General features: G+C 69.2%; 15 protein-coding genes. 6 read left to right on the top strand and 9 right to left on the bottom strand.

Annotation, left to right across the window (positions count from 1 at the left end):
• Positions 1-4: 4 nt before the first annotated feature.
• A complete protein-coding gene (gene leuS / locus AC5Y5E_RS23885) occupies positions 5-2917 on the bottom strand; it encodes a leucine--tRNA ligase (RefSeq protein ID WP_499905504.1) in 2913 nt (970 codons plus the stop codon).
• Positions 2918-3101: 184 nt separating this feature from the next.
• Here leuS and AC5Y5E_RS23880 point away from each other — a divergent pair, with 184 nt between their 5' ends.
• The 3 genes from AC5Y5E_RS23880 to AC5Y5E_RS23870 all read left to right on the top strand — a co-directional run bounded on the left by AC5Y5E_RS23880 (position 3102) and on the right by AC5Y5E_RS23870 (position 5606).
• Positions 3102-4175 (top strand): LpqN/LpqT family lipoprotein, encoded by a 1074-nt coding sequence (locus tag AC5Y5E_RS23880; RefSeq protein WP_499905503.1) that lies wholly within the window; start codon positions 3102-3104, stop codon positions 4173-4175.
• Between the two features lie 68 nt (positions 4176-4243).
• Entirely contained in the window at positions 4244-4585 is a 342-nt protein-coding gene (locus tag AC5Y5E_RS23875; protein ID WP_499878291.1) for a hypothetical protein, read from the top strand.
• 25 nt (positions 4586-4610) lie between these two features.
• On the top strand, positions 4611-5606 hold the full coding sequence (locus AC5Y5E_RS23870) for a bile acid:sodium symporter family protein (RefSeq protein ID WP_499905742.1): 996 nt from the start codon (positions 4611-4613) through the stop codon (positions 5604-5606).
• A gap of 51 nt (positions 5607-5657) precedes the next feature.
• Here AC5Y5E_RS23870 and AC5Y5E_RS23865 read toward each other — a convergent pair whose 3' ends face one another.
• Entirely contained in the window at positions 5658-6260 is a 603-nt protein-coding gene (locus tag AC5Y5E_RS23865) for a YqgE/AlgH family protein (RefSeq protein WP_066941215.1), read from the bottom strand.
• Between the two features lie 123 nt (positions 6261-6383).
• Between AC5Y5E_RS23865 and AC5Y5E_RS23860 the strand changes: the two genes are divergently transcribed.
• The gene (locus tag AC5Y5E_RS23860; RefSeq protein ID WP_499905502.1) at positions 6384-7676 is read left to right on the top strand and encodes an MFS transporter; all 1293 of its coding nucleotides are present in this window, start codon (positions 6384-6386) and stop codon (positions 7674-7676) included.
• A gap of 27 nt (positions 7677-7703) precedes the next feature.
• Positions 7704-8459 (top strand): TIGR03084 family metal-binding protein, encoded by a 756-nt coding sequence (locus AC5Y5E_RS23855; protein WP_499905740.1) that lies wholly within the window; start codon positions 7704-7706, stop codon positions 8457-8459.
• A 56-nt stretch (positions 8460-8515) separates the two neighbouring features.
• On the opposite strand, the gene AC5Y5E_RS23850 is transcribed toward AC5Y5E_RS23855, so the two are convergent.
• Entirely contained in the window at positions 8516-9751 is a 1236-nt protein-coding gene (locus AC5Y5E_RS23850; protein ID WP_499905500.1) for a DUF5631 domain-containing protein, read from the bottom strand.
• An 82-nt stretch (positions 9752-9833) separates the two neighbouring features.
• On the opposite strand from AC5Y5E_RS23850, the gene AC5Y5E_RS23845 reads away from it, so the two are divergent.
• A complete protein-coding gene (locus AC5Y5E_RS23845; RefSeq protein ID WP_169924623.1) occupies positions 9834-9977 on the top strand; it encodes a hypothetical protein in 144 nt (47 codons plus the stop codon).
• Positions 9978-9999: 22 nt separating this feature from the next.
• On the opposite strand, the gene AC5Y5E_RS23840 is transcribed toward AC5Y5E_RS23845, so the two are convergent.
• From AC5Y5E_RS23840 to AC5Y5E_RS23815, 6 genes are all read right to left on the bottom strand, one after another.
• On the bottom strand, positions 10000-10311 hold the full coding sequence (locus AC5Y5E_RS23840) for a DUF2694 family protein (protein WP_499905498.1): 312 nt from the start codon (positions 10309-10311) through the stop codon (positions 10000-10002).
• Positions 10308-10625 carry an ESX-1 secretion-associated protein gene (locus AC5Y5E_RS23835; RefSeq protein WP_499905497.1) on the bottom strand — a complete coding sequence of 106 codons (318 nt, stop codon included), beginning with the start codon at positions 10623-10625 and terminating at the stop codon, positions 10308-10310. The genes AC5Y5E_RS23840 and AC5Y5E_RS23835 overlap by 4 nt, the downstream gene beginning before the upstream one ends.
• Before the next feature lie 52 nt (positions 10626-10677).
• The gene (locus AC5Y5E_RS23830) at positions 10678-12066 is read right to left on the bottom strand and encodes a DUF4226 domain-containing protein (protein ID WP_499905495.1); all 1389 of its coding nucleotides are present in this window, start codon (positions 12064-12066) and stop codon (positions 10678-10680) included.
• A 103-nt stretch (positions 12067-12169) separates the two neighbouring features.
• Positions 12170-12532, bottom strand: a complete 363-nt coding sequence (locus tag AC5Y5E_RS23825) for a DUF4226 domain-containing protein (RefSeq protein ID WP_499905493.1) — start codon at positions 12530-12532, stop codon at positions 12170-12172.
• 18 nt (positions 12533-12550) lie between these two features.
• Entirely contained in the window at positions 12551-13366 is an 816-nt protein-coding gene (locus AC5Y5E_RS23820; protein ID WP_499905491.1) for a C40 family peptidase, read from the bottom strand.
• Positions 13363-14127, bottom strand: coding sequence for a helix-turn-helix domain-containing protein (locus tag AC5Y5E_RS23815; RefSeq protein ID WP_499905489.1), 765 nt, complete (start codon positions 14125-14127; stop codon positions 13363-13365). Before AC5Y5E_RS23815 ends, AC5Y5E_RS23820 begins: the two co-directional genes overlap by 4 nt.
• Positions 14128-14155: the final 28 nt, after the last annotated feature.

Raw genomic sequence — 14155 nt, 5'->3', positions numbered from 1 at the left:
GCAGCTAGACGACCAGATTGACCAGCCGACCGGGAACCACGATCACCTTTCGCGGGGCGGCGCCGGCCAAGAACGCCTGCACCTTCTCGTCGCTCATGGCAGCGGCTTTCAGCGTGTCGTCATCGGCGTCGGCGGCCACCACCACCCGTCCGCGCACCTTGCCGTTCACCTGCACCGGGTACTCGACGGTGTCCTCGACGAGGTAGGTGGGGTCGGCCCCGGGGAAGGGCCCGTGCGCCAACGAGGCGGTGTGACCGAGCCGCGACCAGAGTTCCTCGGCCATGTGCGGCGCCAGCGGCGCCAGCATCAACACCAGCGGCTCGACCGCGGCACGCGGCACCAAGTCACGGTGCTCTTTGGTGAGGTGGTTGGTGTACTCGATCAGCTTGGCCGCCGCGGTGTTATTGCGAAGGTCCGCATAGTCTTCGGACACGCCGGCGATGGTGCGGTGCAGCGACCGCAGGGTGTCGGTGTCCAGGCCGGTGTCGTCGGCCACCCGGGCCTCGCCGGTGTGCTCGTCGACCACCAAGCGCCACACCCGCTGCAGGAAGCGGTGCGCGCCGACGACGTCCTTGGTGGCCCACGGCCGGGACGCCTCCAAGGGACCCATCGACATCTCGTACACCCGCAACGTGTCCGCGCCGTATTCGTCGCAGATCTCGTCCGGCGATATCGAATTCTTCAGGCTCTTACCGATCTTCCCGAATTCCTGGGCGACCTCGACCTCGCCGTCGGGTCCCGGATAGAAGAATCCGCCGCCGCGTTCGACGACCTGCTCCGCCGGCACATACGTCCCGCGGGAGTCGGTGTACGCGAAGGCCTGGATATAGCCCTGGTTGATCAGGCGGCGGTACGGCTCGCGCGAGCTGACGTGGCCCAGATCGTATAGCACCTTGTGCCAGAACCGCGCATACAGCAGGTGCAACACCGCGTGTTCGGCCCCCCCGACGTACAGGTCGACCCCGCCGGGATCGTCCGGGCCGTGCTGGGCCGGGCGCGGGCCCATCCAGTAAACCTCGTTCTCCTTGGCGCAGAAGCGTTCCGAGTTGTGCGGGTCGGTGTAGCGCAGCTCGTACCAGGAGCTGCCGGCCCACTGCGGCATCACGTTGGTGTCGCGGGTGTAGGGCCTCAGGCCGTCGCCCAGGTCGAGCTCGACGTGCACCCAGTCGGTCGCCTTGCCCAAGGGCGGCGACGGCTCACTGTCGGCGTCGTCCGGGTCGAACAACACCGGCGAGTAGTCCGGCACGTCGGGCAGCTCGACCGGCAGCGCTGCCTCGTCGAGCGCGTGCGGTCGTCCGTCGCTGTCGTAGACGATGGGGAACGGCTCACCCCAGTACCGCTGCCGGGCGAAAAGCCAGTCGCGCAACTTGAATTCGATGCGCGCCCGGCCGCGGCCGTCGGCCTCCAGGCGAGCCGTGATCGCCTCCTTGGCCGCGGCCACGTCCATGCCGTCGAGGTAGCCGGAGTTGACCAGCACACCGTCGCCCGAGTGCGCGGCCTGCGAAATATCGCCGCCGGCAATGACTTCCACGATCGGCAGGCCCAACTCGTGGGCGAAGTCCCAGTCGCGCTGGTCATGCCCGGGCACCGCCATGATCGCCCCGGTGCCGTAGCCGGCCAGCACGTAGTCGGCGATGAAGATCGGCACGGGCTTTCCGTTGACCGGATTAGTCGCATAGCTGCCGAGGAAGACGCCGGTCTTCTCCCTGCTCTCCTGGCGTTCGAGGTCGGACTTGGCGGCGATCGCGCGTCGATAGGCGGCGACCGCCTCGGCCGGTGCGGCGGCACCATACGTCCACCGGGGGTCGGTGCCGTCGGGCCACGCGGCGGCGACCAGTCCGTCGACCAGCTCGTGCTCGGGTGCCAGCACCAGGTACGTCGCACCGAACAACGTGTCGGGCCGGGTGGTGAACACCTCGATATCGACCGCCGAGCCGCTTCGCTCCCCGCTGGAGATGGTGGCGGAGAACAGCGCCTGGGCTCCGGTCGAGCGGCCAATCCAGTTGCGCTGCATTGCTTTTACCTGATCCGGCCAATCCAGCACATCGAGATCGTCGAGCAACCGGTCGGCGTAGGCGGTGATGCGCATCATCCACTGCCGCAGCCGTTTGCGGAATACCGGGAAGTTGCCGCGGTCGCTGCGCCCATCGGAGGTGACCTCTTCGTTGGCCAGCACCGTGCCCAGTCCCGGGCACCAGTTCACCATCGAGTCGGCCCGGTAAACCAGCCGGTGGCCGTCGATCACGTCGGCCCGCTCCCCCGCCGTCAGCGCGGCCCAGTCCCGCCCGTCGTCGAGACGCCTTGCGCCGGAATCGAACTCGGCAATCAACTCGGCGATCGGCCGCGCCTTGTTGGCGGCAGTGTCGAACCACGCGTTGTAGATCTGCAGGAAGATCCACTGCGTCCACTTGTAGAACTCGGTGTCGGTGGTCGAGAAGCTGCGCCGGCTGTCGTGGCCCAGGCCCAGCCGGCCCAGCTGGCGCCGGAAATTGACGACGTTGGCCTCGGTCCTGGTGCGCGGGTGGGTTCCGGTTTGCACCGCGTACTGCTCGGCGGGCAGCCCGAACGCGTCAAAGCCCAACGCGTGCAGGACGTTATGGCCGGTCATCCGGAAATACCGGGCGTAGACGTCGGTGGCGATGTAGCCCAGCGGGTGCCCGACGTGCAGTCCGTCGCCGGACGGGTACGGGAACATGTCCTGCACGAACAACTTGTCGGCGGGCAGCGGGCGTCCGTCGGTCGGAGCCAGATCACCGACGGGGTTGGCCACGTTGAACGTGCCGAGCTTCGCCCAGTTCTCCTGCCAGGCGCTCTCGACGCGGCCCGCCAGCGCCGCGGTGTAGCGAAACGGCGGCGCATCGGAGTCCGGCGCGCCCGCGGGGCTGCCTCCGGGCGCGGTGGTCGGGGATTCGGTCACCTGAACAGGGTATAAGGGAGCCGCGGCCGGCCCGGCGGGCCACAGGTTGGTCTCGGTTGCGTTGCGCGCCGATCAGAGCTTCATCCCAGGTCGATTTCGACGCTATCCAGCGCGTTTGACCTCTGGTTACAGTCAGCCTCTACGACGGGTGCTGGGACCCGGGCCATGGGAAGGATCGACGCAGATGATTCACATCGCCCGTACATTGCGGGTATTCGCAGGAGGTCTGGCCGCCGGCGCGATCGGCGTCACGGCGTTCGCGGGCGCGACCGCCGCGGCCGATCCCGCACTGCCCGCGCTGCCCGCGCCGCCGCCCGCCCCCGCCGTCGTGACGCCGGCGCCGCAGAACATCGCGGCCGCCCCCGCACAGATCCCCGGCAACCGGTTGCTGGCCGCTCCCCCGGCGGCAAATCCGGTGGCCCCGACCCCGGCCGTCGCGCCGGTGTCGCCCGCACCCGCGGCGGTCGCGCCGGGCGCGCCGCTCCCCCCGGCCCAGACCCCCGGCATCTCGGGCACGCTGCGTGACTTCCTGCAGTCCAAGGGCGTCAAGCTCGAGGCGCAAAAACCCCAGGGCTTCAAGGCGCTCGACATCACGCTACCGCTGCCCACCCGCTGGACCCAGGTGCCCGATCCCAACGTGCCTGACGCGTTCGCGGTGATCGCCGACCGGCAGGGGACCAGCATCTACACCTCGAACGCGCAGGTGGTGGTGTACAAGCTGGTCGGTAACTTCGATCCTAAAGAGGCCATCACCCACGGCTTCGTCGACAGTCAGCAACTGCCCCTGTGGCAGACCACGAACGCCTCCATGGTCGACTTCGGCGGCTTCCCATCGTCGATCATCGAGGGCACCTACCGCGACGGCGACATGCTGCTCAACACGTCACGCCGCCACGTCATCGCGACGTCCGGACATGACAAATACCTCGTGTCGCTGTCGGTGACCACCGACCGTGCGGTGGCCGTCGCGGACGCGCCGGCGACCGACGCGATCATCAACGGCTTCCGGGTGACCGTGCCCGCAACCACCGCCCCCGTACCCGGGCCGGGGACCGCTGCAGCCCCGATCGGCATTCCCTCGCAAGCAGCCGGTGCGGCCCCGGCCGGGCTTCCCCCCCAGCCGGCCGGAGCGGCGCCGGTCGGGCTTCCCTCGCAGCCCGTCCCGCCCAGCCAGCTGGCCGCCCCCCGGCCCAACTTGTTGACCATGGTGCCGGGTTTGCCCCCGCTGCCGAACTTCTCTTTCCTGCAAGGGCGTTAACCAGCCACGAAGCGAACGCTGCCGGAGCCCGGCGCGCGAGTCGGAGCCCGGACTCGTATTGTGAGGCCATGTTGATCGCGGGCGTGGTGTGCTTGTGTGCGGCGGTGGCCTCCGCCGGGTTCGGGACCTGGTCGCTTTCGAACAACCAGACCGCCAACGGCACTCAGCTGGCGTTGCGCGCCATGGCCCCGCCCCAGTTGGCGGCGGCTGTGATGTTCGCCGCAGGCGGCGTGGTGGCGCTGGCCGCCTCCCCCGACACGGCTTTGGTGGTGTTGATCATCTGCGTCGCCGGCGCCCTGGGGACGCTGGCCACCGGGTCGTGGCAGAGCGCGCGCTTCGCGCTTCGCAGTGAAGCCGCGGCGCCCGACTGCGCCGGCAGCTGCGCCGTCTGCACGCAGTCCTGCCACTGACGCCCTTACCGCTCGAGCCGTCATGCTGAAACGGCTGTCTGCGCTGCCGATCGATTTCTTCCTGCTGGCCCTGGCGGCGACCGTTGCGTTGGCCGCCCTCCTCCCCGCGCACGGCGAGGCCGCCGACGCCGTGTCCGCCGCGGCGAAAGCGGCGATCGCGCTGCTGTTCTTCCTCTACGGCACCCGGTTGTCCCCCGAGCAGGCCTGGCACGGTGTCCGGCAGTGGCGGCTGCACCTGCTGGTGCTTGCCACGACGTTCGTCATCTTCCCGATGCTGGGATTGGCCGCCCGAGCCTTGGTGCCCTCGGTGCTGACCATCGACCTGTACAACGGCCTGCTGTTTCTATGCCTCGTCCCGTCGACGGTTCAATCGTCCATCGCGTTCACCTCGATCGCACGGGGCCACGTCTCGGCCGCCATCGTCAGCGCGTCGCTGTCCAACATCCTCGGCGTGGTGCTGACGCCCCTGCTGGTGGTGCTGTTGATGACGACCACCGGCGCGCCTCGGGTCGACGCCACCGCGATCCGCGACATCATGGTCCAGCTGCTGCTGCCGTTCGCGGCCGGGCAGCTGGCGCGCCCATGGGTCGGCGGGCTCATCGCCCGGTACGCGACGGTGCTGAAGGTGGTGGATCGCGGATCCATCCTGCTGGTGGTCTACACCGCCTTCTCGATGGGCGTCGTCAAGGGGATCTGGGTCAGCGTGAACGTGTGGCGACTGATCTCGGTCACCGTCGTCGCCGCCGTACTGCTGGCGGTGGTGCTCGGCGTCACCACCGTCATCGGCCGGCTGGCAAGGCTCGACCGCGGTGACGCGATTGTCCTGCTGTTCTGCGGGTCGAAAAAGAGCCTGGCGTCGGGGCTTCCGATGGCGCTGGTGCTTTTCCCAGCCGCCACAGTGGGTTTGACCATGTTGCCGTTGATGATCTTTCACCAGATCCAGCTGGTGGTCTGTGCGGTGATCGCGAGCAGGCTCGGGCGGGAGGCCGAAGTGGCCGCCAAGGCGGGGGAGGGGTACTAGTGGCGATCGCAAGCGCGGCGTAGCCGGGCGCAGCGGGTCGCCACCATCAACCTAGTTTCGGCTGACGTCGATCGGGTGAGTGGCAAGCAGCGACAGCGGCAGCGGCTGCCGGCGCAGCACCTGCCCCCACAGATCGGCCCTGGGCCCGGCAAGAACGTCAGATGGCAACGCGGACAAGACAATCCAGTCGTCGCGCTCTATCTCGCCCTCGAGTTGACCGATGGTCCAGCCGGAGTATCCGGCGAAGATCCGTACGCCCTCGAGCAGCGGGGCGATCAGGTCCGGCTCGGCGTCCAGATCGACCATCACTATGCGGCCGTCCACATGCCGCAGGCCCGGCACGCCCTGCGGGTCGGCGCCGATCCGAAGCGCCGCCAGACAAAGGGCCGCGTCACGCTTGACCGGCCCGCCGATGAACATGGTCTTGGGTTTGGCCGACAGCTTCGCCCATTGCGGCAGCACGTTGTACACCGCGGTCTCGCTGGACCGGTTGAGCACGACACCCAGTGTGCCGCCGTCGTTGTGCTCGACGATATAGATCACGCTGCGCCGAAACGTCGGCTCGAGAAGATCGGTGTTGGCCAGCAGCAAAGTGCCGGCACGCACCCGCTGCGCGGCGGGTGCTATGTAGTCCTCCGGATCTTCTGGCGGCATCAGACCATCATCGCACCTTCGTAACGTCGGCCGGTGCAATCGAGCGCGGCCGATACATATTTGTACTGTTGGCGATGGCGCCCAACCCCACCCGTGGAAGTCGGTTCTGTGATTCAATCCCGGATGCAGTCACCCGCATTCGTCGACCTATGGCGGTCGGTGCGCGGTTTGCCGAACTTCTGGCGGCTGCTCCAGGTGCGCGTGGCGAGCCAGTTCGGCGATGGCCTGTTCCAGGCCGGCCTGGCCGGGGCGCTGCTGTTCAACCCGGATCGCGCCGCCGACCCGATGGCCATCGCGCGCGCGTTCACGGTGCTGTTCTTGCCCTACTCCCTGCTGGGGCCGTTCGCCGGCGCGCTGATGGACCGCTGGGATCGGCGGCTGGTGCTGGTCGGTGCCACCGTGGGCCGCCTGATCCTCATCGCCTGCATCGGCACCATCCTGGCGCTGCGAGCCGGCGACATACCGCTGCTGATCGGCGCGCTGGTCGCCAACGGCCTGGCCCGGTTCGTCGCGTCCGGGCTGTCGGCGTCCCTGCCCCACGTGGTACCGCGGGAGCAGGTGGTCACCATGAACTCGGTGGCCACCGCGTCCGGTGCCTTCGCGGCGTTCCTCGGCGCCAACTTCATGCTGGTGCCCCGCTTTTTCGTCGGCGCCGGCGACGAGGGCGCCTCGGCGATCATCTTCATCACCGCGATTCCGGTTTCGATTGCGTTGCTTTTGACGCTGCGGTTCGGCTCCCGGGTGCTGGGCCCGGACGACACCAAACGCGCGATCCACGGGTCGGCCGTCTACGCGGTGATCACCGGCTGGCTGCACGGCGCGCGGACGGTCCTGCAGCGCCCGACGGTCGCGGCTACCCTGTCCGGCCTGGCCGCGCATCGCATGGTGGTCGGCATCAATTCGCTGGTGATGCTGGTGCTCGTCCACCATTTGCCCGGTCCTCGCCCGGCGACCGGGGGCCTGGGCATCGCGTTGCTGTTCTTCGCCGCGGCCGGCCTGGGGGCGTTCCTGGCCAACGTGTTGACGCCGTCGGTGGTGCGCCGCTGGGGGCGCTACGCCACGGCCAACGGCGCGCTGGTGGCGGCCGCGGTGATCCAGATCCCGGGCGCCGGGCTGCGGCTTCCGGTGATGGTGGTGTGTGGATTTTTCCTCGGCCTGGCCGGTCAGGTGGTCAAGCTCTGCGCCGACTCCGCGATGCAGATGGACGTCGACGACGCGCTTCGTGGACACGTGTTCGCAGTGCAGGACGCGTTGTTCTGGGTGTCGTTCATCGTGTCGATCACGGTCTCCGCGACGCTGATTCCCGACGACGGGCACGCGCCGGGGTTCGTGCTGTTCGGCTCGGTGCTGTACCTGATCGGGCTCGCCATGCACGCCGTCATCGGCCGTCGCGGCCTGCCGGCGGACAGTCGTTAAGGTACATACGTGACCGCTGCCGAGCCGATGGTGGCCGACCTGCGTGCCGAAAGCGACGACCTCGACGCGTTGGTGGCGCCGCTTGCGGCGGACCGCTGGGCCGCTCCGACGCCCGCGCCGGGCTGGACGATCGCCCACCAGATCGGGCACCTGTTGTGGACCGACCGGGTCGCACTGACCGCGGCCACCGACGAGGCGGGCTTCGCCGCCGTGCTCGAGGCCGCCTCGGCCGATCCCACCGGGTTCGTCGACGCGGGTGCCGAGGAACTTGCCGCCCTGGCCCCGGCCGAGCTGCTCACCGACTGGCGGGCGACCCGCACGCGGCTGCACGACACCCTGCTGACGGTGCCCGACGGTCGCAAGCTGCCGTGGTTCGGGCCACCGATGAACGCGGCGTCGATGGCCACCGCCCGGTTGATGGAGACGTGGGCGCACGGACTCGACGTCGCCGACGCGCTCGGCGTCAAGCGGACCGCCACGGATCGGCTGCGCTCGATCGCGCACATCGGGGTGCGCACCCGCGATTACGCGTTTGCCGTCAACAACCTGACGCCGCCGACGGAACCGTTCCTCGTCGAGCTGCGCGGCCCCGGCGGCGACACCTGGTCCTGGGGTCCGCCGGACGCCGCCCAGCGCGTCACCGGCTCCGCCGAGGACTTCTGCTTCCTGGTGACCCAGCGTCGCCCGTTGGGGGCGCTCGACATCGCGGCGCACGGTCCCGACGCGCAGCGGTGGCTGGGGATCGCGCAGGCCTTCGCCGGCCCGCCCGGCCCCGGTCGATGAGCGCGTAAGCGCGAAGAGAGCCGGGGCCATTTGACCGAGCCCCGGTCGCTGAGCCGTTACGGCGCGCTGAGTTTTTGAAACCAGGCGAGGTGATAGTTCGCCGCCACCGGGTCTCCGGTCGCGGCGGCTTCGGTGGCGGCCAGCAACAAGCAATTGAGGAAGAGCGCGGGATCGACGTCCGGGTACTGAATCAGGAGCTGATAGCGCGCGGTGTCGAGATGCACTCGCAGCAAGTCGATTTCTTCCTCCACGACCCCGGTTCCGGCGGCGGCGGCCCTGGCCAAGGTGTGCACCATCCGCGGCAATCCGTCGCGCCAATGTGTGGCCTGGCTCAGCTCCCATCCGAGATCGTCGACCGCGGGCAGCTCGCGGGGCTGCGCCGACGCCTTCGTCTCGGCGAAGTCGTCCAGCCGGCCCAAGGAGTCGCCCGGCGCGTAGGTGACGGCCCGCTCGGTCTCGCCCAGGAGGGCGGAAACCTTGCCGGTACGTCGCTCCGGTTCCAGCAACCGCACGCCCTGCGGGATCGCGATGCCCGGCGGTATCCAGCCGTGGGCGAAGTCGGTGACCAACACGGTGGTGCCGTCGTGACGATCAGCGACCGCCCACTTCAGGCGCGGCTCCTGATGGACCACGAACGCGAGGAGCCGCCGCAGCCGCTCGTCGTCGGATTCGCGTGCGGCCGCGGTGGCCGGGGCCGCTGGAGCTTCCGGGGGCTGCGTGGCTTCGGGCGGCCGCGCGGGAGGCGCGTCGCCGTCGTCGTCGCCGGAGGCCCGGTGCCGACCCTCGGCGGTTTCGGGTGTCTCCTCTTCGGCGGCCACCTCGGTGCCCGCTTCGGGGGCGTCCGCGTCCGTGACGGCGGGGATGATCTGCGTCTTCTCCAGATCGGCGCCGTTGAGGCTTTCGGCGTCCCGCGGGCGTTCGTGTTCGACGGGCGCCTCGGCCCGCACCGCGTGCAGCTGACGAATCGTCGACTCGACGCGTCGCGCGGCGCGCGCCCGCGCCTCGTCGATGACCCTGGCTTCCTCCGTCTGGCGGGCGAAATCGGGCATTCCCGCCAGCTTTATCGTCCGCAACTCGTCGTTGGCGCTTCGGGTGATCCGCTGCAGGTCATCCTTCAGATGCTTTGCCAGAGAGGCGGTTTCGTCGCTCGCCGGGGACAGCTCGGCAGGCCAAAGCCCACCTGTCACCCAGGGGGTGCAATCCACAGGAGAGCTGAAGGCGGGAATCGTCAGCGATTCCCGGGTAGCTCTCCGGAGGCGCTGGCGCGCCGTCATCCGACCGAAGATCGCCACTGGCCAAGCCTACCGGGATCCATGGGTGCGTCCATTCAGCAAGTGAATTGTGCAGCTGCGATGGCCTGGGTAGCGTGGGGACATGGCTGATTCTGCGCTGCAGCAGCAACTAGACGAGGTGCGCGCCCTGCTGGCGCGCGCCCGAGAGTTGTTCGGCCCCAACCCCATAGAGCCGCCGACGGACATCGCACCCGATCCCGACAGCGCGAAGAGGTGGCTGCTTTAGGGCGTCGCGCGGTTTGAGGGGCCTAGCGCGCGCCTTCACGTCGGCGCAGCTTGTGCGCCAACAGCTTCTCGATGGCCGCATCGAGATCGTGCGGGGTGGGGACCTCCATCGACGGGGTATGGCCTGCCGCAAGGATTTCGTTGCGGACTTCGAGTAACGCCTTGAGGCAGGACACGTCAGCCGTCAACAGGATGCCCTGGGCAAGCGTCTCGGCGTCGGTTTCCATCGCCTCTTCGCTCAGCGCGACGCTGTGCATATACCCGCCGCGGCAGGAGCGGACCAGGATGTGTCCGCTCGGGTGGACCGTGTCGAAGGCTGGATTGGCGTCCGTCATCGACCGCCGTCGATGAGGCCGCCGAAATCTCGTGCCGCGTCTTGCTCGTGCTGTTCCCACGCGGTCGCCGAGATGACCAATTTTTCGGCCATATCGGCGTGGTCGTCGGCTTGCTGTTCGTAGCACTGACGTCGGAGCTCGAGCAGATCGCGCCCGGCGTCGCGAAGTTCACCGAAGATGGGCCCCAGCGAGTCCAGGCTCTCCTGGATAGCCGCGTGCGACGACGGAACGGTGCGCAAGTAGTCGGAGGTCTCCTGGTGATGCGCGGCGGCTTCGCGTAAGTGCGCGGGCACCACACGGATTGGCTCGGACATCTGCTGTCTCCTCTTCCTGCGCCGCCGGGTAAGCCCGGCGAGATCACTATTCTCATGCGGTCGACGTGCCCGCCGGCCCGGTCGGTGTGGGTGTGTGCGGCTCAGCCGGCGGGGCAGCGGGCGCGGTCGCCGCCGGTGGATGCTCCCAGCCTAGAAAGCTCGGCCCGTTCACGGAGGCGATGCGCTGAATCTGCCCGTCGAGAAGGGCCTTCTCGTGACCCAGCGCGAGCGCGTGGCGATCGGTGAGGATGCCGATATCGCCGGGTGCCGCTTGCAGCGGGTCTACGGGGTCGGTGACCGTCGTTCCGGGCGGCGGGATGGTAATTCCCTGCTGGTGGAAGGCATCCGCGATGGCCGCCCCGCCGACGGCGGCTTTGATCGCCGCGGCCAACTGGGGGCTGGCGGCCGTCACCGTGTCGCCGTCGGGCAGCGTCACCGTCGTCGGGCCCGCCGCGGGCGGATCGGGCTGGTCGGCCGAGGCGTCCTCTTCGTGGGCCGCGTCCTCGTCCCCGTCGCGACCCTCGGCTGCCGAATCGTGCGACCCGACCAAGCGCTCGTCGCCCGCGCCACGCACCACGGGGTCGGTTCGCCCGGCCTCGTCCAGGCCCGGCAGCGGTAGGCCACCCAGGCCGCCGAGGCCCGGCAGCGCTCCCGCGCCGAGACTCGGAATGGGCGGCAGCACCGGGGCCGGCGGTGCCGGCGGAGCCGCGCTGCCCCCAGACGGGGTCGGCACCGGGGAATCGCCTGGGGGTGGGCCGGGGGCGTCCGCCAACACCGGGTCCAGCAAGGGATCCCACCCGGCCTCCACGTCGTCGACCGGCTCTTGGGTTGTGCCGTCGGCGGGTGCGGCGACCGGGACGGCGGCCGCGGGCGGCCGATCCTCGGCGCCGTTCTTGGAGGCGTCGTAGAGCGATGTCCACGCGGCCATCAACGCCGATTTCGACGTGTCGTCGAGACTCGCGTTCAGGACGACCGCCCTGATGTCCTTGAGCTTGCCGATGAGGAATCGCTGAAAATCCCGCGCCCCCGCCGGAGTATCGAGATCCGACCGGGTAAGGACCGCGGCTTCGGTCTCTCGCTGCAGCTTCGACAAGGCTTCTCGACCCTCGACGGACTTCAGGTGTGCGTTCAAGATCGCGGTGATCACCTGCATGTCGAGCTGGGAGCTCGTCGAATTCTGGTGCGCCAGCGCGGCTTCGGCGCCGGCCATGGCTTCGGCGGCCTCGCCCTGTTCGCGGTCGGATTCGGGCGTGGGGCCGAAGATATCCGAATGTTGTTGGCGGATCTTGCGCACGATCGCCTCGAGTTGTTCGGGCCGCGTGGTGGGGGTGATCACCGCCGTCACCTCGTTCGGCGCCAAGCCCGCCTGCCACGCGTTCGGGTCGCCCGTGCGGTCCCGGACGGATTGGAGCGTGTTGATCAGGTCGTCATACGTCGACATCGGTGTCGCGGCCCCTCCATGCCGGGCGACAGTACCCAGGCATGTTCCCGTCGACAATTCACCCCGGCGCGCCTGTGCACGAACGGCTAGACGCGCGATTGGGCTAGCCCGCAGGGACGACGTACTGGGCGCGCAAGCCATCCAGCACAGCCCTTTTCGTCCGGCCGAGTTCGCGAGCATCGGCAATAACCGTCGCGATCTCGCGCTGCTTGTCCGCCAGGAAGCGACGGAATTCGCGCGCGCCCATCGGGGTATCGACGGCAAGGTGCGAGCGGCCGGTGGCGGCGCGGTCGATCTCCTCGGCGATGGCGTCGAGTCGCCTGAGGCTTTCGCGGGTCGCGGCATGGGCGCTGGCAAGGACTTCCGTCAGCACGCGGTCGGCGTCGGCGGCGGTGCCGTGCTGGCCGGCGAGCGCCGACTGCCGCGCCTGGATGACGCTCATCGAAGGTCCGGATGGTTCCGACATCGATTCAACCTTTTCGTGTCATAGCGGGCGACGAATCGCGATGTTGCTGCCCAGTGGGCCGATGCGCACCGATGCGCCCGAGTAGGGCGCTTCGACGACCAGATTGTTGCCGATGGCCATCTGCACGTGTCCGGCGTGGGGGAAGACGAGATCGCCGGGGCGGACCTGCGAGCGGGGGACCGGGAATCCGTCGTCGATCTGCTGATAGGTGGTGCGGCCCAGGTGAACGCCGGCCTGGGCGTAGGACCACTGCACCAACCCGGAACAGTCGAACTGGTTGGGCCCCGTCGCGCCCCAGACATACGGGCGCCCCAGCCGCGACAACGCGGCACGCACCGCGAGCGCCGCGCGGCCGCTCGTCGCCCCGGGCCCGCGATGGTGCGTCAACCGGTAACGCAACGCGCGCAGCGACGCGGAGTGCCGTCGCGCGTTCATGCGGGCCGACAGGACATGGGCCCGCTGCGCGCGCAGCCGCGCGACGCTGCGGCGCATCGCCTCGCGCTGGGCCATCGGCGTCGTCGGGGTGACTGCGGCATCGGCGCGGGCCTCGTCGACGACGGATCTGGTCAGCGCGCCGGCTCGGGCCCGATCCCGGTGTGCGGCGGCGATGACGGCGGCGACCGCGGTGTCCGCTCGAGCCGCCGACAGCAGCCGTTGCCGGCCGCGCTCCGCAGCCAGTTGGTAACCGCCTTGTGCCACAGCGTGATTCAGGGCGGCGGCGCGCGTCAACGTTTCACGGTAATGCTCGGTGCGGGCATCCAGCGGCGGCCGGCGCGAGTCGCCGGCCAACAGTCCGTGCGCGCGGCTCAACACCTCGATTTCGTTTCCGTTCACGGTGTCTCCTCGCGGCCCGTCGCCTCGACCGCCTCGACGAAGGCGCGAACGCGGGGGAGGGCCCCGGGTGGGATGACTCCCCGGTTGCGGATGTCCCACATTTCGTCGGTGCCGACACCGACCAGGGCCGCGATGACGGCCTCCGGCAGCGAGGACTGCAGACACGCCCGATCGAACCGGGCGCTCAGGCTGGCAGGCATCCGCTTCAGCAGGGCGGTGCGCGTCGCCTCGAGTGCCTTCAGGTGCTCCATGAGCCGCCCCGTCGAATCGGCGCCGGCGTTGACGGCCACGCGCCATGAGCTGGCCGCCAGCATCTCCGCCTTCACGCATTGAGCGATCACAGACAGAATATACGTCTCATATTCGTTTGATGTCGTCGCCGGCAGCCGATCGATGACGGATTTGAGGGCGTCGAGTTGAGCTTCGGCGTAGCCTTCCAGCACTTCCGTGTCGCTGTGGCGGTCGACGACCACCGCGCCGGCGGGCGTCGCGGACCTCGCTTCGACCGGCTGCACGGCCATCAGCCGGGCCAACTCGGCGTCCGGATCGGCGGCTACCAGCAGGCGCGAGTAGGTGCCCGGCGGCAGGCCCAGCCCATTTTCTACCTTCTGAACTGTGCTTTTGTGCGGCTTGCGGGCGCCGCGTTCGAGAAAACTGAGGCCCATGATGCTGACGCCGGTCGCGGCGGCGAGTTCTGCCAGCGACCAGTCGCGTGACTCGCGCAACGCGCGGATCGCGGCACCGGCCGATTCACGGCTCACCGCAGGCTCCGGCCATAGGCCGGATATT

The sequence above is a fragment of the Mycobacterium sp. NGS54 genome (assembly GCF_059812465.1).
This window is presented reverse-complemented; position numbering and strand designations above follow the sequence as displayed.